Source organism: Caulobacter soli (assembly GCF_011045195.1).
In the GTDB taxonomy this organism is placed as follows: Bacteria; Pseudomonadota; Alphaproteobacteria; order Caulobacterales; family Caulobacteraceae; genus Caulobacter; species Caulobacter soli.
The window spans coordinates 2,591,216-2,612,739 of sequence record NZ_CP049199.1; the positions used below are offsets into that span (position 1 = coordinate 2,591,216).

Annotated in this window: 21 protein-coding genes; 13 read left to right on the forward strand and 8 right to left on the reverse strand. The window is 67.7% G+C overall.

The annotated features are described in order from the left end of the window. Positions 1–11: 11 nt before the first annotated feature. The gene (locus G3M62_RS12100; protein ID WP_165187324.1) at positions 12–749 is read left to right on the forward strand and encodes a DsbA family protein; all 738 of its coding nucleotides are present in this window, start codon (positions 12–14) and stop codon (positions 747–749) included. 49 nt (positions 750–798) lie between these two features. Here the strand turns inward: G3M62_RS12100 and G3M62_RS12105 are convergent, their stop codons facing one another. Together G3M62_RS12105 and thiS are read right to left on the reverse strand one after the other, a co-directional pair. Next, a complete protein-coding gene (locus G3M62_RS12105; RefSeq protein ID WP_165187326.1) occupies positions 799–1,623 on the reverse strand; it encodes a thiazole synthase in 825 nt (274 codons plus the stop codon). 47 nt (positions 1,624–1,670) lie between these two features. Next, on the reverse strand, positions 1,671–1,871 hold the full coding sequence (gene thiS, locus G3M62_RS12110) for a sulfur carrier protein ThiS (RefSeq protein ID WP_165187328.1): 201 nt from the start codon (positions 1,869–1,871) through the stop codon (positions 1,671–1,673). 79 nt (positions 1,872–1,950) lie between these two features. Here thiS and G3M62_RS12115 point away from each other — a divergent pair, with 79 nt between their 5' ends. The 4 genes from G3M62_RS12115 to aat are packed head-to-tail and all read left to right on the forward strand — an operon-like array spanning position 1,951 to position 4,975. After that, a complete protein-coding gene (locus G3M62_RS12115) occupies positions 1,951–2,394 on the forward strand; it encodes a type II 3-dehydroquinate dehydratase (protein ID WP_165191300.1) in 444 nt (147 codons plus the stop codon). Positions 2,395–2,433: 39 nt separating this feature from the next. Then, on the forward strand, positions 2,434–2,943 hold the full coding sequence (accB, locus tag G3M62_RS12120; protein WP_165187330.1) for an acetyl-CoA carboxylase biotin carboxyl carrier protein: 510 nt from the start codon (positions 2,434–2,436) through the stop codon (positions 2,941–2,943). Between the two features lie 5 nt (positions 2,944–2,948). Then, positions 2,949–4,292 carry an acetyl-CoA carboxylase biotin carboxylase subunit gene (accC, locus tag G3M62_RS12125; RefSeq protein ID WP_165187332.1) on the forward strand — a complete coding sequence of 448 codons (1,344 nt, stop codon included), beginning with the start codon at positions 2,949–2,951 and terminating at the stop codon, positions 4,290–4,292. A 29-nt stretch (positions 4,293–4,321) separates the two neighbouring features. Then, positions 4,322–4,975 carry a leucyl/phenylalanyl-tRNA--protein transferase gene (gene aat, locus G3M62_RS12130; RefSeq protein WP_165187334.1) on the forward strand — a complete coding sequence of 218 codons (654 nt, stop codon included), beginning with the start codon at positions 4,322–4,324 and terminating at the stop codon, positions 4,973–4,975. Here aat and G3M62_RS12135 read toward each other — a convergent pair. Beyond that, on the reverse strand, positions 4,912–5,574 hold the full coding sequence (locus G3M62_RS12135) for a DUF2155 domain-containing protein (protein ID WP_425483851.1): 663 nt from the start codon (positions 5,572–5,574) through the stop codon (positions 4,912–4,914). The two genes, aat and G3M62_RS12135, sit on opposite strands and share 64 nt — an antisense overlap. A gap of 34 nt (positions 5,575–5,608) precedes the next feature. Then, the gene (locus G3M62_RS12140) at positions 5,609–6,004 is read right to left on the reverse strand and encodes an NADH:ubiquinone oxidoreductase subunit NDUFA12 (RefSeq protein ID WP_165187338.1); all 396 of its coding nucleotides are present in this window, start codon (positions 6,002–6,004) and stop codon (positions 5,609–5,611) included. A 246-nt stretch (positions 6,005–6,250) separates the two neighbouring features. On the opposite strand from G3M62_RS12140, the gene G3M62_RS12145 reads away from it, so the two are divergent. The 3 genes from G3M62_RS12145 to G3M62_RS12155 all read left to right on the forward strand — a co-directional run bounded on the left by G3M62_RS12145 (position 6,251) and on the right by G3M62_RS12155 (position 10,606). After that, positions 6,251–9,004, forward strand: a complete 2,754-nt coding sequence (locus tag G3M62_RS12145) for a TSCPD domain-containing protein (protein ID WP_165187340.1) — start codon at positions 6,251–6,253, stop codon at positions 9,002–9,004. 72 nt (positions 9,005–9,076) lie between these two features. Further along, a complete protein-coding gene (locus tag G3M62_RS12150) occupies positions 9,077–9,571 on the forward strand; it encodes a pentapeptide repeat-containing protein (RefSeq protein ID WP_165187342.1) in 495 nt (164 codons plus the stop codon). Positions 9,572–9,667: 96 nt separating this feature from the next. Next, positions 9,668–10,606 (forward strand): pentapeptide repeat-containing protein, encoded by a 939-nt coding sequence (locus G3M62_RS12155; protein ID WP_165187344.1) that lies wholly within the window; start codon positions 9,668–9,670, stop codon positions 10,604–10,606. A 63-nt stretch (positions 10,607–10,669) separates the two neighbouring features. Here G3M62_RS12155 and aspS read toward each other — a convergent pair whose 3' ends face one another. From aspS to G3M62_RS12175, 4 genes are all read right to left on the reverse strand, one after another. Next, positions 10,670–12,508 carry an aspartate--tRNA ligase gene (aspS, locus tag G3M62_RS12160; RefSeq protein WP_165187346.1) on the reverse strand — a complete coding sequence of 613 codons (1,839 nt, stop codon included), beginning with the start codon at positions 12,506–12,508 and terminating at the stop codon, positions 10,670–10,672. A gap of 891 nt (positions 12,509–13,399) precedes the next feature. Beyond that, positions 13,400–13,867 carry an SRPBCC domain-containing protein gene (locus G3M62_RS12165; RefSeq protein ID WP_165187347.1) on the reverse strand — a complete coding sequence of 156 codons (468 nt, stop codon included), beginning with the start codon at positions 13,865–13,867 and terminating at the stop codon, positions 13,400–13,402. A 158-nt stretch (positions 13,868–14,025) separates the two neighbouring features. Further along, positions 14,026–14,745 (reverse strand): EcsC family protein, encoded by a 720-nt coding sequence (locus G3M62_RS12170; RefSeq protein ID WP_165187349.1) that lies wholly within the window; start codon positions 14,743–14,745, stop codon positions 14,026–14,028. A 4-nt stretch (positions 14,746–14,749) separates the two neighbouring features. Next, complete coding sequence (locus G3M62_RS12175; RefSeq protein WP_165187351.1) at positions 14,750–15,724, reverse strand: hypothetical protein; 975 nt, start codon at positions 15,722–15,724, stop codon at positions 14,750–14,752. A 77-nt stretch (positions 15,725–15,801) separates the two neighbouring features. On the opposite strand from G3M62_RS12175, the gene hdaA reads away from it, so the two are divergent. The 5 genes from hdaA to G3M62_RS12200 all read left to right on the forward strand — a co-directional run bounded on the left by hdaA (position 15,802) and on the right by G3M62_RS12200 (position 21,417). Next, positions 15,802–16,512 carry a DnaA regulatory inactivator HdaA gene (gene hdaA / locus G3M62_RS12180; RefSeq protein ID WP_165187353.1) on the forward strand — a complete coding sequence of 237 codons (711 nt, stop codon included), beginning with the start codon at positions 15,802–15,804 and terminating at the stop codon, positions 16,510–16,512. A gap of 134 nt (positions 16,513–16,646) precedes the next feature. Further along, on the forward strand, positions 16,647–18,875 hold the full coding sequence (locus G3M62_RS12185; protein ID WP_165187355.1) for an RNA degradosome polyphosphate kinase: 2,229 nt from the start codon (positions 16,647–16,649) through the stop codon (positions 18,873–18,875). 10 nt (positions 18,876–18,885) lie between these two features. After that, on the forward strand, positions 18,886–19,326 hold the full coding sequence (locus G3M62_RS12190; protein ID WP_165187356.1) for a hypothetical protein: 441 nt from the start codon (positions 18,886–18,888) through the stop codon (positions 19,324–19,326). Between the two features lie 82 nt (positions 19,327–19,408). Next, positions 19,409–20,896, forward strand: coding sequence for a Ppx/GppA phosphatase family protein (locus G3M62_RS12195; protein ID WP_165187358.1), 1,488 nt, complete (start codon positions 19,409–19,411; stop codon positions 20,894–20,896). Positions 20,897–21,138: 242 nt separating this feature from the next. Next, positions 21,139–21,417: a hypothetical protein gene (locus tag G3M62_RS12200; RefSeq protein ID WP_165187360.1), complete on the forward strand. Its 279-nt coding sequence runs from the start codon at positions 21,139–21,141 to the stop codon at positions 21,415–21,417. Positions 21,418–21,524: the final 107 nt, after the last annotated feature.

The following is a 21,524-nucleotide window of genomic DNA, read 5'->3' on the forward strand; positions in this document are numbered from 1 at the left end:
CAGAGATCTCCATGTCCAAGATGTCCCGCCCGCTGGCGTTCGCCACCGCGTCCTTCGTCGCCCTGTCCCTGATGGGTTGCGGACAAGCCAACGCCGACAAGGCGTTTGGCGAGAAAGTGCACGCCTATCTGATCGAGCACCCCGAGGTGCTGGTCGAGATGAGCAGCAAGCTTCAGGAAAAGCAGACGGCCGAGAAGACCAAGAATGCCAAGAGCGCGATCACCAAGTATCGCCAGGCGCTGGAGCGCGATCCGCGCGACTTCGTGGCCAATCCGAACGGCTCGATCACGGTCGTCGAGTTCTTCGACTACCGCTGCGGCTACTGCAAGCTGGCCGCGCCGCAGATCGTCGAGCTGATCCAGAAGAACCCGGACGTGCGCTTCGTGTTCAAGGATTTCGTGATCTTCGGCCATGACTCCGAGGTCGCCGCGCGTCTGGTGCTGGGCGCCAAGGATCAGGGCAAGACGATCGAGCTGCATAAGCGCTTGATGGCCGAGAAAAGTCTCGACGCGGCCGCCGCCATGCGCATCGGCCAGGAGCTCGGCATCGACATGACCAAGGCCCGCGCGACCGGCGAGTCAGAAGCCGTCACCCAGCACCTGGCCGACACCCATGCCCTGGCCGAAGCCCTGGCGATCGAGGGCACGCCAGCCTTCTTCGTTGGTGACCAGATGATAGCGGGCGCTGACATGCACGCCCTGAACCTGGCCATCGACCAGGCCCGGGCCGGCGCCGCCAAGAAGGTCTAGAATTGGTGAGGCGGCGGTCTAAAGACCGCCGCGTTCGCACCGAAAGGGCCTAGATCAGTCCCGCCAGCGGCGAGCTGGGATCGGCGTAGAGCCGCTTCTGCATCCGGCCGGCCAGATAGGCCTCGCGACCGGCGATCACCGCGTGCTTCATCGCCCGGGCCATGCGGATCGGGTCCTTGGCCTCGGCGATGGCGGTGTTCATCAGGATGGCGTCGCAGCCCAGTTCCATGCCGATCGCCGCGTCCGAGGCCGTGCCCACGCCGGCGTCGACCAGCACCGGCACCTTGGCGTTCTCGATGATGATCCGCAGGTTGACGCGGTTCTGGATGCCCAGGCCCGAGCCGATCGGCGCGCCCAGCGGCATGATCGCCACCGCCCCGGCCTCTTCCAGCTTGCGGGCGTAGACCGGGTCGTCCGAGCAATAGACCATCACCTGGAAGCCCTCGGCCACCAGCAGCTTAAGCGAGCGCAGGGTCTCTTCCATGTCAGGATAGAGGGTCTTGGGGTCGCTGAGCACTTCCAGCTTCACCAGGTCCCAGCCGCCGGCCTCGCGGGCCAGGCGCAGGGTGCGCACGGCGTCCTCGCCGGTGAAGCAGCCGGCCGTATTGGGCAAGAAGGTGAATTCGGTGGGTTTGACGTAGTCGACCAGCAGCGGCTGGGTCGGGTCGGTCAGGTTCACGCGGCGTACGGCCACCGTGACGATCTCGGCCCCCGCCGCCTTCGCCGCCGCGGCGTTGGTGGCGTAGTCCTTGTACTTGCCGGTGCCGACGATCAGGCGCGACCGGAAAGTGCGGCCGGCGACGGTCCAGCTGTCTTCGGAGACATTGTCGTCGGAGACGGGGACGGCGGATTCGGGGGAGACATGCGCGTTCATGGAGTGGGTTTACGCCTCCCCGTACCGGGTTTCAAACCGTACCGGCGTTAGCCGCCGCCGATAAAAGTGACGATCTCGATTCGGTCGCCGTCCGCCAGACGCGTGTCGGCGTAGGTCGAGCGCGGCGCGATCTCGAGATTGCGCTCCACGGCCACCTTGCGGGCGTCCAGCCCAAGCGCCGCAACAAGATCAGCGATGCTGGAGATACCCGCGATATCCTGCTCTTCGCCGTTCAGTAGAAGCCTCATGTCACCTCCGAAGCGAGCCCTGCTTGTGACGCGAGGGAACCGGCTATACAAGACCTCCCGGAATCGACGGCGGAGCCGAATGGTAAAATCGATCCATGTGCTGAGCGGACCCAACCTCAACCTGTTGGGAACGCGCGAGCCCGAGATCTACGGCAAGGACACACTCGACGATGTCCGTACGCGCTGCGAGGCGCGCGCGGCCGCTCGGGGTCTTTCCGTCGTCTTCCGGCAGAGCAATCACGAAGGCGTGCTGATCGACTGGGTCCAGGAGGCCCGGACGGAGGCTTGCGCGTTGGTGATCAATCCGGCGGGCTATGGACATACGTCGATCGCCCTCCTCGACGCCCTGAAGACCTTGAACATCCCGGTCATCGAGTGTCACCTGTCCAACCCGGCGGCGCGTGAAGACTTCCGCCACCACACCTTCGTTTCGCTCGCCGCGACCGGGATTGTCGCCGGTTTCGGCGCGGCGAGCTATGAACTGGCGATCGAGGCCGCAGCCGGCCTGGTCGGCGCCAACTAGCCGCTCATCCGGCTGATAAGAAAAGCAAGGTAAGCTTCCATGTCCAATCCCAAGGCCCTCGCCGATCCGGTCGAGACTCCGTCGATCGACGCCCGCCTGGTCCGCAAGCTGGCCGACATCCTGAAGGACACCGGCCTGTCGGAGATCGAGGTCGAACACGCTGGCCTGAAAATCCGGGTCGCTCGCGAACTGACCGTCGCCGCCGCCCCGACCCAATATGTCCAGGCCCCGGCCGCCCAGGCCTATGCGCCCGCTCCGGCTCTCGCCGCCGCGCCCGCCGCCGAAGCCGCCGCCCCGGCCCCGGCCGTTCACGCCGGCGAGGCCGTGAAGTCGCCGATGGTCGGCACCGTCTATCTGTCGCCCCAGCCCGGCGCCGACGCCTTCATCAAGGTCGGCGACACCGTGACCGCGGGCCAGACCCTGCTGATCGTCGAAGCCATGAAGACCATGAACCCGATCTCGGCCCCCAAGGCCGGTAAGGTTGTCGAGATCCTGGTGGCAGACGCCCAGCCCGTCGAATTCGGCGAGCCGCTCGTCATCGTCGAGTAATCGGCATGTTTGACAAGATCCTCATCGCGAACCGAGGCGAGATCGCGCTTCGGGTTCACCGCGCCTGCAAGGAAATGGGCATCGCCACCGTGGCGGTCCATTCCGAGGCCGACGCCAATTCCATGTGGGTGCGCCTGGCCGACGAGAGCGTTTGCATCGGCCCGGCCTCGGCCGCCAAGTCCTACCTGAACATCCCGTCGATCATCGCCGCCGCCGAGATCACCGGCGCCCAGGCGATCCACCCTGGCTACGGCTTCCTGTCGGAAAACGCCCGCTTCGCCGAGATCGTCGGCGCGCACGGCTACACCTTCATCGGACCCAAGCCGGAACACATCCGGATGATGGGCGACAAGATCACCGCCAAGCAGGCCGTCAAGGACGCGGGCATCCCCGTCGTTCCCGGCTCGGACGGCGGCGTGGCGACCGAGGAAGAGGCCTTCGCGGCCGCCGAGGTCATCGGCTTCCCCGTGCTGATCAAGGCCGCCTCCGGCGGCGGCGGTCGCGGCATGAAGGTCGCCCAGACCCGCGAAGACCTGGCCGAGGCGGTCTCGACCGCCCGCTCGGAAGCTCGCGCGGCCTTCGGCGACGACACGGTCTATATGGAGCGCTATCTCCAGAAGCCGCGTCACATCGAGATCCAGGTCATCGCCGACAGCCATGGCAACGTGGTGCACCTGGGCGAGCGCGACTGCTCGCTGCAGCGTCGCCACCAGAAGGTGCTGGAGGAGGCCCCCTCGCCCGCCCTGGGCGCGGCGGACCGCGCCAAGATCGGCAAGATCGTCGTCGACGCCGTCAAGGCCATCGGCTACCTCGGCGTCGGCACCATCGAGTTCCTGTGGGAGAACGGCGAGTTCTTCTTCATCGAGATGAACACCCGCCTGCAGGTCGAGCACCCGGTCACCGAGGCCATCACCGGCATCGACCTGGTGCGCGAACAGATCCGCATCGCCGCCGGCCTGCCGCTGTCGTTCACCCAAGACGACGTGGTGTTCGAAGGTCACGCCATCGAGTGCCGGATCAACGCCGAAAACGCGCGGACCTTCACACCCTCGCCCGGCACGATCACCGACTTCCATGCTCCTGGTGGCCTGGGTGTTCGCCTGGATTCGGCGATCTACACCGGCTATGCGATCCCGCCCTATTACGACAGCCTGATTGGCAAGCTGATTGTCCATGGCCGCGATCGCCAGGAATGCATCGCGCGTCTGCGTCGCTGCCTCGGCGAGATGGTTGTCGGCGGCATCGAGACCACGATCCCGCTGTTCCAGGACCTGTTGGTGCAACCCGACATCCTGGCCGGCGACTACGACATCCACTGGCTGGAGCGCTGGATCAAGGCGCAGGGCTAGGGCTCGCTAGGAAAGTCCTGGGATCCGCCATGGACGACGCCTTCACGGTCGATGATCTCATCGCCTGCTACGAGCGCGGCGTCTTTCCCATGGCGGACGCCCGCCAGGACGAGAGCATCTTCCTGATCGACCCGGAACGCCGGGGCGTGCTGCCGCTGGACGGCTTGCACGTCCCGCGCCGGTTGGCCCGCACCGTTCGGGCCGAACCGTTCGAGATCCGCATCGACACGGCCTTTGACGCCGTGGTCGAGGCCTGCGCCACTGCGCGGCCGGGGCGGCTTGAAACCTGGATCAACAATCCCATTCAGCGGCTCTATGGCCAGTTGTTCGCGCGCGGCTTGGCGCACAGTGTCGAGTGCTGGGAAGGCGAAGAACTGGTTGGCGGCCTGTATGGCGTGGCCTTTGGGGCCTGTTTCTTCGGCGAGAGCATGTTCTCGACCCGCCGCGACGCCAGCAAGGTCGCGTTGGTCCATCTGGCGGGGCGGTTGATCGTCGGCGACTATCGCCTGCTGGACACGCAGTTCATCACCGATCACCTCGAACAGTTCGGAACGCTCGAGATTTCGCGCGCCGACTATCGCCGCCGGCTCGGCCGGGCCTGGACGGCCCAGGCCGATTTCTACCGGCTGGCCGCCGGCGCGACCGGAGCCGAGGTCTTGCAGGCGATCAGCCAGGCGTCATAGACCGGGTGCTGCAACGGGTTCAGGCCCGGCGAATTGGCGTACATCCAGCCCTTGTAGATCTGGCGTCCAGGCGGCGCGACGCGGCCCGGCAAGGCCTTGGGCTGGGTGTCGACCGTGACATAGGCGATCGAATCCGGGGCGTCCTCGTCAGGCGCGGTCGTCTCGCAGGCCCGGACCGTGAAGACCAGGGTCTTGTACCGGATCGGCTGGCCGACCGGCGCTTCGAACCGCAGGGTCTCGGTCGTCACCTTGTCCAGGGCCTGGATGATCGCGACCGACGAGCGCGCGCGCTTGATCGGTTCCGCCGGCTTGTCGGGCGTCGCGGCCGCGGGCTTGGCGGCGGACTGGGATTGGGACTGGGGCGTCGCCGCCGGAGTGGTTGCGGGCGTCGTCGTTGCGGCCGCTGCGGGCTGCTGAGCAGCAGGCTGAGGTGTCGGCGCGGGCGGTGCGGGACGCGCCCCAGGCACCGGCCGCGATTGCTGCGGCACGATGATCGGCGCGGGGGCCGTCGGCGGTGTCTGGGCGACCGGCGGCTGCTGCGGCGCGTTCTGCAGGGCCCAGGCCCCGCCGCCGGCGAGCGAGCCCGCCAAGGCCAACATCGCCACGCTCGTCAAGGACCGCCGGATCGTCATCCTATTCGGGCGACCAGGGCTTGTAGTCGCTGGTGGCGACGGCGCGCTCGCCGCCGCGGGTCAGCGAGCCCTTCGGACGCCAGGCGTGGATCGTGCCGGTCAGGTTCGGATGGTGATCCTTTTCCCAGGCGCGACGCGGCAAAGGCGCCGTGGTCGGCGGCTCGTCGAAGGTGTAGTGCAGCCAGCCGCTCCACTCGGGCGGCACCTTGGAAGCCTCGGCGTAGCCGTCGTAGATCACCCAGCGACGCTTGCGATCGTCGTAGCTGTCGCTGTTGTCGCGCGCCTCGAAGTAGCGGTTGCCGTAGTCGTCCTGGCCCACGAACACGCCGCGACGGCTAATGTGGAAGCGCTGACCCAGGGTCGCGCCGTTCCACCACGTGAAGATCGCTTTCAGCACCGCGTCAGCACCAATCTCGCAAAGGTCCCAGAATCTGGGAGGGTTTCGGGCAACGCCAAGGCGTTGCGAAGCGGCCGGACTATAGGTCGGCGGCCCCTCAGCGTCCAGCATCCGGCGCGACGTTCCGGCTTCAACATCTTGTGGATCGAGGCCACCTGGCACCCCACATCTATTGAAGGGCGCTGTTCGGCGATCTAGGATGGTTCATTCTTGGCGCACCCTGGCGCCCAGGCCGCGGAATCGCCCATGCGCATCCAGTCCCGACACCCCGCCTCCGCCCCACGGATCGAACCACGCGAAATCGAACGCGCCGACGCCGTCATCGAGGTGCTGGCGCCCGAGGGCTGGACCGACGCCCGGGTCGAGGCCTGGTTGGACTGGGCTGACGGCCCTCTCGACGCCGAGGCGCCGCTAGGCGGCGGCCCCGCCCGCTATGCCGACCGCGTGGCCAAGGCCGGACTGTCCGACGGCCTGTTCGGCGACGCCGCCGACGCCGACGCTTTCCGGGAAGCTTTGCTGGCCACCATGCTGAGCGGGATCGCCTCGCCCGCCGTCGCGCCGGCCGCGGCCCGACGCCTACCCGACATTGGCGAGATCGAGTTCAAGCGCGTCGCCGAGAGTCACTTGGCCCGCTGGCGGTCGGCGAAGCTCGCGGTGAGGGCCGCAGCCCGCCTCGACACCGCCCTGGCACAGGTCGGCGACGCCGTTCAGCGCTGCCACGGCGACGCCAAGGCCTGCGCGGATCCGTCCAAGAACAGCGCCCTCGGCCGCGCCGCGCGGAAGGCTCGCGACCTCGGCGCCGACGATCGGATGATCCTGGACGCCATCGCCCTGGCTGGCGTCCCACGCACGGGTCTGATCGAGGCCGACGCGACAGCCCCCGCCCCGCTCGTCGCCTCGGCCTCGCGCCAGGGCGTGGCGGCGGTTGACGAGGCCGCCAGCTTCGCCGCCCAGGTCGGCTGGGAAACCAGCGCCCTGGTGCTGGCCTTGTCACCCGAGGACGCCGAGGCCCTGACCCGAGGCGCGCCGGTCCGCGCCGCCATCGACGTCACCGCCTTCCAGCACGACGACGCTTTCGACACCGCCGGCTTCAACCAGGTGGTCGGGCTGTGGGTCACGGCCCTGGAGATCGAACGCGGCGAGCGCCCGGCCGAGATCGGCTTGGCCGGGGTCGGCGACTGGCTGTTGATCCAGGGCCTTTCAGCCGCTGGCGAGGCCGGCCGCGACGCGGCTTCGGCCCTGTGGGCGCTGACCGTCGGCGCCGCGCTCAGCGCCAGCGCCGAGACGGCCGCCGTGCTCGGCGCCGACCCCGGCTTCGCCCAGGAACGGCAGACCGTGCTGCGAGGCCTGGCCGAGCGTCGCGTCCGCGCCGCCGCTCTGCGCTCGCCCCTGGCGTCGGAAGCCGCCGCCGCCCTCGCCGTCGCCCATGGTCTGGCCCGCAAGCACGGCCTGCGGTCTTCACGCCTGGTCGCCGCCTTCGCCGACGCTGAAACCGCCCTGCGTCTGGGCGGCAAGCCGCTCGGTCACGCCGGCGCCGCCGCGCCGGTCTCCACGGCCCAAACCGCCGACGGCCTGTTGGTCCCGACCTTCAGCGCCGCCGCCCACGTCTGCCTGAACGAGGCGGGGGCCGATTTCGACGTCGCTCGCCGCCACGCCATGGGCCATGGCTCGCTGGCCGACGCGCCGACGATCGACCACATGGTCCTGCAGGCGCGCGGTTTTACCGCTCATGAGATCGAACAGGCCGAAGACGCCCTGCGCCACGCCGCCGGCCTGCGCGCGGCCTTCGCCCCGGCGGTGATCGGGGCCGGCTTCCTCAGCGACGTGCTGGGCGTCCCCGCCGACGCCTTGGCCAATCCCGAATTCGACACCCTGGCCTTCGCCGGCTTCTCCGAGACGGAGATCGAGACGGCCGAGCGTCATGCCTTGGGCGCGCGCCGTCTGTCTGATTGCGAGGGCCTGGAGGGCGAACTGCGCGCCCTGTTCGCCGCCGTCGAGACCCCGGTCCTGGCCGACCGCCTGGCGATGATCGAGGCGGTCGAAACCTTCACCTGCCTGGCCGCTCCGGCGGTGCTGGACCTGCCGTTCGACGCCCGGCCCGCCGACGCCGCGCGCCTTCAGGCCGCCGCCGCCCGCGCCGGCGTTCGCGCCCTGCGGCTGAACCGCGCCGCGCCGCCCGTCGGCTTCAGCCTTTCCCTGCCCGAGGCTGAAACCGAAGCGCCGAAGCCGGTCCGCGCCGAGCCCGTGATCGCCGAAACGCCGCCCGCCCCCGTCAAGGAACGGATCGTCGAGCGCGTGGTCGAACGGGTCGTCGAACGCGGCGGTCGCGCCCGTCGCAAACTGCCCGACCGCCGCAAGGGCTATATCCAGAAGGCGGCCGTGGGTGGCCACAAGGTCTACCTGCACACCGGCGAATACGAGGACGGCGAGGTCGGCGAGATCTTCATCGACATGCACAAGGAAGGCGCCGCCTTCCGCAGCCTGATGAACAATTTCGCCATCGCCATCTCGATCGGCCTGCAATACGGCGTGCCGCTGGACGAGTTCGTCGACGCCTATGTGTTCACGAAGTTCGAGCCGGCCGGGCCGGTGACCGGCAACGACTCCATCCGCTCGGCGACCTCGATCCTCGACTATATCTTCCGCGAGCTCGGGGTTTCGTACTTGAACCGCGACGACCTGGCCAACGCCGATCCGGGCGAGTTCAACGCCGACGGCCTGGGCCGGGGCGAAGGCGCGCCGGACGGCGAAATCGAGGCCGAACCCCTCCCCGCCAGCAAGTTCATCTCCAAGGGCTTCTCGCGCGGCGCGGCGCCGGACAACCTGGTGTTCCTGCCATTCGGCGGCCGGCGCGACGAGCAACCGCGTGCGGCGGGAGCGAGCGGCGATGTCTGCCCGGCCTGCGGCGACCTGGCCCTGAGCCGCAAGGGCGGGTTGGTGGTCTGCGACAGCTGCGGAACCCAGGCCGACACGTCCAGAGGCGAGAGCGACGCCGGCTAGACGTCGTTTGCCTGGCCTTAAGCTTGCGGGGTCATGCTTAATCGCCGTTCCCGCCGAAAGACGCGTGCCAGAATGAAACCGCTGCTCCCGATCGTCGCCGCCGCCAGCCTGCTGATCCTCGCCGCTCCGGCCATGGCCCAGAACGCCGGCCAGATCGCCAGCGTCCAGCGGGGCGCCAACTGTCCGCGCTGCAACCTGTTCCAGGCCGACCTGTCGGGCAAGGTGCTGAAAGGCAGGAACCTGGCCGGGGCACGCCTGCGCCAGGCCGATCTCAGCCTGGCCGAGATGAACCGCACCAGCTTCGCCGGCGGCGACCTGCGCGACGTCAATTTCTACGGCGGCGTGTTCGGCGGGGCCAGCTTCGCCGGCGCCAACCTGACCAACGCCAGCCTGGTCGGCGCCTATCTGGAAGGGGCCAATTTCAGGGGCGCGACCCTGACCGGCGCGAACCTGTCGGGCGCCGAGCTGGACCGCGCCGTCGGCCTGAGCCAGGCCCAACTGAACCGGGCTTGCGGCGACGGCTCCACCCGCCTGCCGCGCGGCCTTTCCGTGCCCGCCTGCCGTTAAACTTCCGTCATTACCGCGATTTAAGTGGCGCTTGAGCCTCGCCGGCTCCAAATCGTAACCCACGCGGTCGCTTATCTGACCGGTCTGGAGGTTTTGATGTCCCGCTTGCGGATCACTGTCGCTGCCCTGTCGCTCGCCCTGTCGGCCCTGGCTCACCAAGCCCATGCCGGGGTCGAGGACAAGGACGTGGCCAAGATGATCTCGCTGGGCGGCGCCTGCGTGAGCTGCGAGCTGTCGGGCCGCAAGCTGACCGGCGCCCGCTTTACCGGCGCCAACTACGCCAAGGCCAATCTGATCGGCGCCGACCTGCGCGGTGCCAGCTTCTTCGGCTCCAACTTCACCGGCGCGGACCTGTCGCGGGCCGACCTGCGGGGCGCCGAGATGCGCGGCGCGGGCTTTTCGCACGCCATCTTCACCGACGCCAAGCTGTCGGGCATCGAGAGCAGCGGGGCCAACTTCGTCGGCGCCGACCTGGGGCGGGTCGACCTGTCCAGCAGCGAACTGCACGGCGCCAGCTTCCAGGGGGCCAATCTCGAGAAGGCCAACCTGTCCAGCAGCGAACTGATCGGCGCCAACCTGCTGGGCGTCAACGCCCGGGGCGCCAACTTCAGCTCGGCCGAGCTGAACGCCAGCAACATGACCGGCGGCAATTTCGAGCGGGCGATCTTCCGCGACGCCGAGTTCACCGGCACCACCCTGCGCGGCGCGATCTTCAACGGCGCCGACTTCCGCGGCGCCGACCTGTCGGGCGCCAGCCTCAGCGGAGCCGACCTGTCCAACGCCCGGGGCCTGGATCAGGACCAGCTGGACGAGGCCTGCGGCGACGCCGGCACCCGGGTTCCGGCCGGCCTGAGCGTGCGCAACTGCTCTGGCGACCGGCGCAACTATCGGGTCAGCAACGACTTCGCCCGCGCCCAGGCCGAGGCCGCCCGGGCCCAGGTCGAGACGCATCGGGCCGAGATCGAGGCCGCCCAGCGATATACCGTTCCCAAGCCGCCGAAGCCGCCCAAGCCTCCGAAGGAGCCAAAGTACTAGGCTCCAGCGCGAGCTCCTGAAATTCAAAAGGCCCCGGTTCGCACCGGGGCCTTTTTCTTAGGTCTACACCTTGATCGGCGGGGCCGAGCGGATGTGCAGTTCCTTGTACTGCCGGTCCTGGGCCTCGGCCGGGGCGTTCATCAGCAAGTCCTGGCCCTGCTGGTTCAGCGGGAAGGCGATGACCTCGCGGATGGCCACCTGCTCGGCCAGCAGCATGACGATCCGGTCGATACCGGGGGCCAGGCCGCCGTGGGGCGGGGCCCCGAAGCGGAAGGCGTTGAGCATGCCGCCGAACTGCTCTTCCACCACCTCGGCGCCGTAGCCGGCGGTCTCGAAGGCCTTGAGCATGATCTCCGGCTTGTGGTTCCGGATCGCGCCCGAGCACAGCTCGTAGCCGTTGCAGACGATGTCGTACTGATAGGCGCGGATGGTCAGCGGGTCCTGGGTCTCCAGGGCCTCCAGACCGCCCTGCGGCATCGAGAAGGGGTTGTGCGAGAAGTCGACCTTCTTCTCGTCCTCGTTCCATTCGAACATCGGGAAGTCGACGATCCAGCAGAACTTGAACTGCTCTTCGGCCACCAGCTTCAGCTCGGTCCCGACCCGGGTGCGGGCCAGACCCGCGAACTTGGCGAACACGGCCGGGTCGCCGGCCACGAAGAACACCGCGTCGTCGTCGGTCAGGCCCAGCTGGTCGGCGATGGGCGCGAAGCCTTCGCCCAGGTTCTTGGCGATCGGGCCGCCCCAGCCGTTCTGGTCCTTGCTGAAGAAGGCGTAGCCCAGGCCCGGCTGGCCCTCGCCCTGCGCCCAGCTGTTCATGCGATCGCAGAAGGCGCGGCTGCCGCCGGTCGGGGCCGGGATCGCCCACACGCGGTTCTTCGGATCCGCGCCCAGGATCTTGGCGAACAGGCCAAAGCCGCCGTCGCGGAAGTGCTCGGAGACGTCGGCCATCTTGATCGGGTTGCGCAGGTCCGGCTTGTCGCTGCCGTACCAGGCCATCGACTGGGCGTAGGTCAGGCGCTCGAAGCCCTTGTGCTCCAGCGTGGCGCCGAAGTCGTTGGTGAAGGTGTGCACACCGTCGATCGGCGACACCGGCTTGCCGGCCGAGAACTCCTCGAACACGCCGTGCATCACCGGCTCGATGGCCGCGAACACGTCTTCCTGCGTCACGAAGCTCATCTCGACGTCGAGCTGGTAGAACTCCAGCGAGCGGTCGGCGCGCAGGTCCTCGTCGCGGAAGCACGGGGCGATCTGGAAGTAGCGGTCGAAGCCCGAGACCATCAGCAGCTGCTTGAACTGCTGGGGCGCCTGGGGCAGCGCGTAGAACTTGCCCGGATGCAGGCGCGAGGGCACCAGGAAGTCGCGCGCCCCTTCCGGCGACGAGGCCGTCAGGATCGGGGTCTGGAACTCGTTGAACCCTTGCGCGAACATCCGCGAGCGGATCGACTGGATCACGCGGCTGCGCAGCACGATGTTCTTGTGCAGGGTCTCGCGGCGCAGGTCGAGATAGCGGTGCTTGAGGCGGATTTCCTCGGGATAGTCCGGCTCGCCGAACACCGGCAGCGGCAGCTCGGCGGCTTCCGACAGCACCTCGACGGCCGAGACGCGGATCTCGATCTCGCCGGTCGGCAGGTTGGCGTTCACCACCGAGGAGTCGCGGGCGATCACCGCGCCGTCGACCCGGATCACGCTCTCGGCGCGCAGGCGCTCGACCACGTCGAAGCCCGGGGTTTCGGGGTGCAGCACCAGCTGGGTCAGGCCGTAATGGTCGCGCAGGTCGATGAAGACCAGGCCGCCGTGGTCGCGCTTGCGGTGGATCCAGCCCGACAGGCGGACCGGGTTCCCGGTGTCGGAAGCCCGCAGGGCGCCGCAGGTGTGGGTGCGATAGGCGTGCGTCGAGGTCATGGAAAAGTCTTTGGAACGCGTGATTTGCAAGGCGCGGAAAGGCGCATGAGGGGGCGTGGATGTCAAGGATTCTGGGCGCGAGCACTTGCCCCCTACGGACTGCTTCGCGGTCGTCTTCCCCCGCAGGGGGAAGAGCCGCTTGGCGCGAGCGCTCCGCCCCCTACGGGGGCGGACAGACCGCGAAGCGGTCAGGTGGGGGCAAGTGGGTGTGATCCCACGCCAATCTGGCTGTGAGCTGGAATGGAAAGGGTCGCGGAGCGCCGGACGACGTCCGGAGTGTTTGTAGTTGTTACCGTTTCGACGAAGCCAGACGCTCCGCGCGGTCGTTATCCGGAAGCCCGCGACGCTGAACCCTGTTAGGGCCTCGCCTTGGAGCCTCCGACGGGCGGGCTGGATCAACGAACCCCAGTCCCGGACCGCGAGCGCGTCACCGCTCGCCTATTGCCAAGTCAGCCCTCACGTCACGTCGTATCTGTGTTCCAGGCCCGACCGGCACCAGAGACGTGAGGTTTGATCCCATCCTTACGCACGCGGACGGAACCGCCGACAGAGCTTCCCGCTCGATCGCCCCTCGCCGCCGCATCGGTCGCTGGCCATGCGCCCTTTCCCCGCGTCGAGGTGGGTACAGGATACGGGAGGGCTGAGCGCTGAGGACCGGTGACGCTCGTTATTTTACAGAGCGTTGAGATCATTGAAGGTCTTCGTGTCGCTGGCGGGGATGCACACCGCTTGCCCCCCCAAACACCGCTCATCCTGGCGAAGGTCGGGACCCAGATCCTAAAGCTGAGAGGCTGATTGGAAGAGCGCAGCGCTCATGCGTCCGCCACACCGCCATTCCATCTGGGTCCCGGCCTTCGCCGGGATGAGCGGATCAAGGGGAGGCGTTCAACCCTACCCGCCAAACCACGCCGCCAGATTCTTCAGGCTCTCCTTGGACCCTTCCTTGTTGTCCGCCGGCCGCAGACCTGGCGGCAGGTTCTCCGACAGCAAGGTCACCCGCGTGCCGTCCGGGGCGGGCTCCAACGAAAGGGTGATGGTCATCTCGCCCTTCAGCGTCGGGTCGTCGGTGTCGAACAGCACCGCCCAGACCACCTGGCGGCCCGGCGCGATGGCCGCGAAGCGCACGCGGGTGCGGTCCTCGCGCTCGGCGGTCTTGCCCACCTGCCGGGCCTCGTCCTCGGGATAGTAGAGCGACATCTCGAACCCGCCGCCCACCCGGCCGTCGAAGGCGTGCATCGCGCCGGTCATGTCGCCGGGCGGCAGCCATTGCTCCAGGGCCTTGGGGTCCATCAGGGCGGCCCAGACGGCGTCGGGGCTGGCGGGGATCAGGCGGCTGGCGCGGGTGGTCGGGAGGGGCATGGGGCGTCCGTTCGATATTTCCCTCCCCTTCATGGGGAGGGGGGACCAGCGAAGCTGGTGGGTGGGGTCTACGGCGTGCAGGTCTCTTGGCGCATCAAATCCCACCCGACCCTGGCTCCGCCAGGGCCACCCTCCCCACAAGGGGGAGGGAATGGGCGTCAGGCGCTCTCGCCGTCATCGCGCCACCGCATCCGGTACGCCATCATCGCCGTCTTCCCAAGGTGCGCCGTCAGCCGCCAGTTGACCACGGCCCCGACCGGCGCGCCGACCACGGGCAGCAGCTGGGCCAGCTTGGCCAGGTCGATGTGGTCGCGATACTGCTGCTGGAACGACCGCCAGTCGAAGCCGGACAGGTCGGCGGGATGCTCCCGCGTATCCCAGTCGTCCATGGCCTCCAGCACCTTCACGCGGTGTTCGACGTCCGAGAAGGCCAGCTCGAAGATGTGCAGGATATAGAGCCGCTCGCTCAGCACGCTCCCGTCATGGCCGTAGAGGGCGGCGATCTCGAACAGCAGCTTGAGCTTGAAGCTCATCAGCAGCGGAAAATCGGCCGCCGCCAGCAGGAAGCCCCCTGCCCCGGCCACCCCGCCCTCGGCCCCGGCGGCGGTCTTCCAGCCGTTGATCGCGGCCGCGACCTTGGCCTCGCGCTCGTCCAGAGTAGCGTCGCGCAGCGGCGAGGCCGTGGCGAAGTCGGCCCCGGTCAGGATCGCCTTGGTCATCGCCTCCATGGCGGCGGTGATCGCGGCGTGGACCTTCTCGGGGATGACGCGGTTGATCCGCCGCTGGACGGCGCGGGAGGCGTTCCCCAGCGGCCCGGCGGGCTTGGTGATGCGGGCGCGCCACGCGGCTAGGTCAGCGGCCTGAAAGAAACTTCCCAAATTATCAGCTTGCCGCAACTGTAGAGGGAGCCGCACCTTCGGCGCTCCCTATTTCCTCCAGGTCAGGATCGAAGTCGACCTCGTCACCTCGCAGCTTATTTTTGAGTTGCCTTAACGTGTTGGCGTAATAATCCTCAGCAGCCTTCCAGTTTCTGAATATTCTGCATCGTATCTTTGAAACAAAAACTGCAGGCTCAAGGGCCATAAATAGCGGTGACGTGGATCTTATTTTTTGAAATATATCAAACTTCATGGAGCTATGATCGGGCAATAATGCTGGATTAAAATTCTGATAGACATAATTTCTCACAGACTCTTTTATTTGCTTCCAATCTCCCGCTTCAACGTTCGTCGGTTTTTTCCGATCGTCGTCAAAAGTTATCCCGGGGCCCACGCTGTTCAAATGTTGAAAGAGCTTTAGAGATCCTTGATCAAACAATTTGTCCGAAATTATCACCACATCGACATCGGATTGTTCTGCGAAGGCTTTTCCATATTTTTGAGGGCTAGGGCTGTACCCCAGCTTTGCACTGCCAACGATACAAACATCTTGGTAGCCAACTTCAAATTTTTCGGCGACCTGTTCCCGAAATATCATATATTTCATCGGACTCTTTGAAAAAACGTAAGGCGTTCCTTCCAAAATGAAAACTTTTGCTACAATATCAAGATTGTCTACACTTAGAATGAGTGATTTTAAATCTGCTGAAGTGATGGGAGGTCCTTCAACGAGCAGATTTAAAAGGCGATTTTGATCTTCGTTTTCGTTTGCCTTATCAACTTCGATTTCAGCCGAAACGATTTTACTCTCGGTAGTGCCGGGAGTCGCGGATGGCGATGTGTGTTTAGCCGCAATGTGCGGCCGGCGATGACGTCCACTCATTATTTTTGCTCCCCGCCTTTTGAGCATATTACGAAAGGAGAGAGAGACGGCAATTGCAACCTCATCCACACCTCCCCGCCCCTCATCCCCAGCCAAGCCGCCCCACGCCCTCGCCCTGCCCCGCGACGCGGCCTATATCTCCGGATACCGAGTAACCACGTCCGGACGCCGCCTTGCCCCGTCAGTTCCGACTGCCGCTGACCGCTCCGCCCTGCTGGGACCGGGAGTCGTTCGCGTCGTCGCCGACCAATCTGCAGGCGCTGGAGGGGCTGGACGCCTGGCCGGCCTGGCCCGACGGACGGATGGCCCTGGTCGGGCCGGCGGGCGCGGGCAAGACGCATCTGGCGCGCGACTGGGCGCGGCGGGTGTCGGCGGTGACGATCGAGGCGGCGTCCCCAAGCACTCTTAAGGGGGGCGGCGCGCCGCTGGACCTGGCCAGCTTGCGCGGCCGGCCGCTGCTGGTCGAGGACGCCGACCGCCGCTCCGAAGGCGACCTGGTCGACGACGAGACCCTGTTCCACCTGATCAACATGGCCGGGGTCGACGGCGGCAGTCTGCTGCTGACCGGCCGCCTGGCCCCCGTGGCCTGGGAGGCGGCGGTGCCCGACCTGCGCTCGCGGCTCAACGCCCTGACCGTGGCGCGGATCGACGAGCCCGACGACGTGGTTCTGGAAGCGGTGCTGCGGCGCGGCTTCGAAGCCGTGGGCATCCGGCCGGCGACGGACCTCTATCCCTATCTGATGGCGCGCTTGCCTCGTTCCGCGCCGGCGGCCCTGGCGGCGGTGGCGTCGCTGGACGAGGCGTCCATCGAGCAGGGGCGCGAGGTGAACAAGGCCCTGGCCCTGGCGGTGCTGGATTTCGGCGGGGACGACGACGAGGACTGAGGCGGCGAACACTTGCCCCCTACGGACCGCTTCGCGGTCGTCTTCCCCCACGGGGGGAAGAGCCTCCGAACCCAATGTCTTGCTCCTGTCACCGCCGTCGGTCACTCTGTACGCGGTAGAAACCGGAGCCCTTCATGACCGACGCCGTTACAGCCGACCTGCCCGCCGCGCCGACGCCGGCCGCGCCGGATCTGGCGGGATTGCGGCTGGACGACGAGCTGATGGCCGCGCCGGAACGGTTCTTCAACCGCGAGACCTCGTGGCTGGCCTTCAACTGGCGGGTGCTGGAGGAGAGCGGCAATCCGCGCCACCCGCTGCTGGAGCGGCTGCGGTTCCTGTCGATCTCGGCCAACAACCTCGACGAATTCTACATGGTCCGCGTGGCCGGCCTGAAGGGCCAGGTGCGCGAGGGCGTGCGGGTGGTCAGCCAGGACGGGCTGACGCCGGGCGAGCAGCTGACGCGGATCAACGCCTCGGCCGCCGAGCTGATGGCCGAGCAGCAGAAGATCTGGCGCGAGGTGCGGGCCGAGCTGTGGGGCGAGGGCCTCAAGCTGCTGGACGCCAAGGACATCGTCGGCCCCGACCGCGAGCGGGCCGAGGAGATCTTCCTGACCCGGATGTTCCCGGTGCTGACGCCGCTGGCGATCGACCCGGCCCACCCGTTCCCGTTCATCCCGAACCTGGGCTTCTGCCTGGCGCTGAAGCTGCGTCGCATCGCGGACGACAAGCACCTGTACGCCCTGGTGCCGGTGCCCAGCCAGGTGCAGCGGTTCTGGGAGCTCTCCCAGGCGCCGGCCCGCAGCACGCGCAAGCGCGAGCGGCGGATCGTGGCGCTGGAAAGCTTCATCATCCTGTTCCTGGGCCACCTGTTCCCCGGCTACGAGGTCGAGGGCCGCGGGCTGTTCCGCCTGATCCGCGACAGCGACCTGGAGATCGAGGAAGAGGCCGAGGACCTGGTGCGCGAGTTCGAGGCGCGGCTGAAGAAGCGTCGCCTGGGTCGCGTGGTGCGGGTCAAGATCCAGACCACCATGCCGCAGGACCTGCGCGAGTTCATCATCGAGGGTCTGCGCGCCGAGCCCGAGGACGTGGTGCTGGTCGACGGCAAGCTGGGCTTGGCCCAGATGGCCGAGCTGATCCCGCCCGACCGTCCGGACCTGAAGTTCAAGCCCTACAACGCCCGTTTCCCCGAGCGCGTGCGCGACCACGGCGGCGACTGCTTCGCGGCGATCCGCGAGAAGGACATCCTGGTCCACCACCCGTTCGAGAGCTTCGACGTGGTGGTGCAGTTCCTGCGCCAGGCCGCCCGCGACCCGGCCGTGCTGGCCATCAAGCAGACGCTATACCGCACGTCCAAGGACAGCCCGATCGTGGCGGCCCTGATCGAGGCGGCCGACAACGGCAAGAACGTCACCGCCCTGGTTGAGATCAAGGCCAGGTTTGACGAAGAAAACAATTTGAAGTGGGCGCGCGACCTGGAGCGGGCCGGCGTCCACGTGGTGTTCGGCTTCGTCGACTGGAAGACCCACGCCAAGCTGTCGGTGGTGGTGCGGCGCGAGGGCGAAGCCCTGCGCACCTACTGCCACTTCGGCACCGGGAATTATCACCCGCAGACGGCCCGGGTTTATACGGATCTGAGCCTGTTCACCTGCGACCCGGCCCTGGGCCGCGACGGCGGCAAGCTGTTCAACTTCATCACCGGCTACGCCCAGCCGCACGGCCTGGAGAAGCTCTCCTTCTCGCCCGAGACGCTGAAGCCGGACCTGTTGAAGATGATCGCGCTGGAGGCTCGCAACGCCCGCGAGGGCAAGCCGGCGGCGATCTGGGCCAAGATGAACGCCGTGGTCGACCCCCAGATCATCGACGCCCTCTACAGCGCCAGCCAGGACGGCGTGCAGATCGACCTGGTCGTGCGCGGTATCTGCTGCCTGCGGCCGGGCATCAAGGGGCTGTCGGAGAACATCCGCGTCAAGTCGATCGTCGGCCGGTTCCTGGAGCACGCCCGCGTGGTGGCCTTCGCCAACGGCGGCCCGATGCCCAGCCCGCAGACCCGGGTGTTCATCAGTTCGGCCGACTGGATGCCGCGCAACCTGGACCGCCGCGTCGAGAGCCTGGTGCCCGTCGAGAACCCCACCGTGCACCAGCAGGTGCTGAACCAGATCATGGTCGCCAATCTCAACGACGAGGCCCAGAGCTGGAACCTCGACGCCGAGGGCCACTACGCTCGTGACCCGGCCTGGGACCGCAAGGGCGCCTTCTCGGCCCACGAGTACTTCATGACCAATCCCAGCCTGTCGGGCCGGGGGCACAAGGTGAAGGACTTGCCGCAGGCGTTCGACCACGTCGGACCGCGCAAGCGGGGCTAGAGTGGCGCGAGTGAGACGCCTCCTCGTCGGTCTCGCGGCGCTGAGCCTGACCGCCTGCGGGCCGCGTCCGGCGGAGCAGGCGCCGATCTGCGCGATCTTCGCCCTGCCGGCGATTCCCGGCGACACGCGAGCCGGCGATGCAAGCGACCTGGCCTGGGCCAAGATCCACGAACGCGCCCTGTTCAAGTCCGGCGTGATCTACCGCTCGCCCTGGCAGATCCTGGCCCACGGCCGCTCGTGGGGCCAGTGTCCGGTCCGACCCAAGCCGGTCGAGAACCTGCTGATCAGCCGCGACGGCGCCTACGCCATGACCAAGGGCGGACGCCGGGCCAATGGTCATCCCGTCAGCTTCGGCGCCTGCTATTTCGAGAACGATCCGGCGGGTTGGCGGCTTCGGGCCTGCCGCGGCACGCTGAACGAGCCCCTGCCGATGATCCCCCAGAAGCGCTGACATCCAGCGCTGAACTGTGGAGCGCGCAAGCTTTTTACCGGTCCCGCCTTCCCCTCCTCGCCCAATGCGCTAAACCACCCCCATGCCTTTTGCGGCGCCGCGCGACGCGGCCGTTATCGATATCGGCTCCAACTCGGTCCGCCTCGTGGTGTACCGGCTGGAAGGCCGCGCCATCTGGACGGTCTTCAACGAGAAGGTCCTGGCGGGACTGGGCCGTGACCTGGGCGACGGCGGCAAGCTGAACCCCGACGGCGTGGCCCAGACCCTGGCGGCGCTGAAACGCTTCCGGGCCGTGCTCGAAGCCGTCAAGCCGGCCGAGACCTTCATCGCCGCCACCGCCGCCGTCCGCGAAGCCAAGGACGGCAAGGCCTTCGTCGAGCGGATCCGGGCCGAGACCGGTTTCAACACCCGCGTCCTGTCGGGCGAGGAAGAGGCCCGTTACGCCGCCGTCGGCGTCCTGGCCGGCACGCCCGACGCCACCGGCGTGGTCGGCGACCTGGGCGGCGCCAGCCTGGAGCTGATCCGCCTGGAGACCACGGGCGCGGGGCTGGGCGTCACCCTGCCCCTGGGTCCCTTCAGCCTGGGCCTGTCGGACGGCTTCGACCTGGAGAAGGTGCGCCGGCTGTGCGCCCAGCGCCTGGCCCCGGCGGCCGAGGCCTTCAAGACCGAGGTGTTCCACGCGGTCGGCGGCGCCTGGCGCAACCTGGCCCTGCTGCACATGCGCCTCAGCGGCTATCCGCTGCACGTCGTCCACCAGTACGAGATCAGCCGCGCCGAGGCCCTGGACGCCGCCCGCCTGGTCGCCCACCAGTCCAAGAGCTCGCTCGAGCGCATCGAGGGCATGAGCAAGAAGCGCTCGGAGACCCTGCCCTACGCCGCCGTGGTGCTGGAGCAGTTGATCGAGAGCCTGGACCTCAAGCGCATCGAGATCTCGGCCTATGGCGTGCGCGAAGGCCTGCTGTTCGAAGCCATGCCGCCCGGCGTGCGCCGGCTGGATCCGCTCATTGAAGGCTGCGCCTCGTTGGGGGCTCGACAGGGCGTGGCCGACGAGTTGGGCGCGGCGCTCGACGCCTGGCTGACCCCGGCCCTGACCCAGCTGCCGCCCTGTTTCGGCCCGCGCGACGCGGTCCTGATCTCGGCCGCCTGCCGCCTGGCCGACCTGGGCGCGCGCCTGCACCCGGACCATCGCGCCGACCTGGTGTTCGAGCAGGTGCTGCGCGCCCCGATCGCCGGCCAGACCCACGCCGAGCGCGCCTTCCTGGCCGCCGCCTCGTTCGCTCGCCACGCCACCGCCTTTGATCCGCCGGAGATCGACGTGCTGGAGCGCCTGCTCTCGCCCGGCCGGCTGAAGCGGGCCCGGGCCGTCGGCGCGGCCATCCGCCTGGGCTGCGATCTGTCGGGCCGCAGCGCGCCCCTGCTGGCTCGCTCGCGCCTGGCCATCGACAAGGGCGAACTGCTGCTGGCCGCCGAGCCGGGCTACGCCGACCTGCTGCTGGGCGAGCAGACCGCCAAGCGGGCTGGCGCCTTGGCGACCTTGCTGGGGCTGAAACTCAAGATCACGACGCTGTAGCGCCCGCCGCGTCGGCCGGACGTTCAAGGTTGGCGTCCGCTTCGTAATACTGGATCGACGCCAAGACCAAAAAGTCAGGACCAGATGGGGCCGGTTTCAAAAGGAGCCGGCCCTTTCCTTTGCCTGCTCGCCTTTTACTACCTAGGGGAGCGCGACATGCCGCCGCACCGAACATTGCTCAACGAGCACGGTTTGTTATCCACAGGCGGCGCAAGCTCCACCACATCAAAGGGAGCACATCCATGCAGAAGCAGCGGATCGCCGAAGTCGAACACGTCGAAGACCATATCGTCGCCTTTCCCGCGCCCCGCGCGCGGCCTGAACTGAGACTCGCCAACGAAAGCGACGTGTCCGTCGTCGGCCCGGCCCGCCGCCTGCAGAACGACCTGGCCCACGCCTTCGCGGCCGACGCCGGCTGGTCGGTGAAACGCACGGTCATCGTCGGCCTGGTCTTCCACGCCGTGATCCTGGGCTCGCTGGCGGTGGCCGCGAGCAATCTGGTTCCACACCTGACCCGTTGATCCGGAACAGCTTTTACGGAACAACGTTACCCCACACACGCAACCTTTACCGTTTTAACACACGCGCGTGCCATTGGGGGCCATGGGCAGGGGGACGGACATCTTGA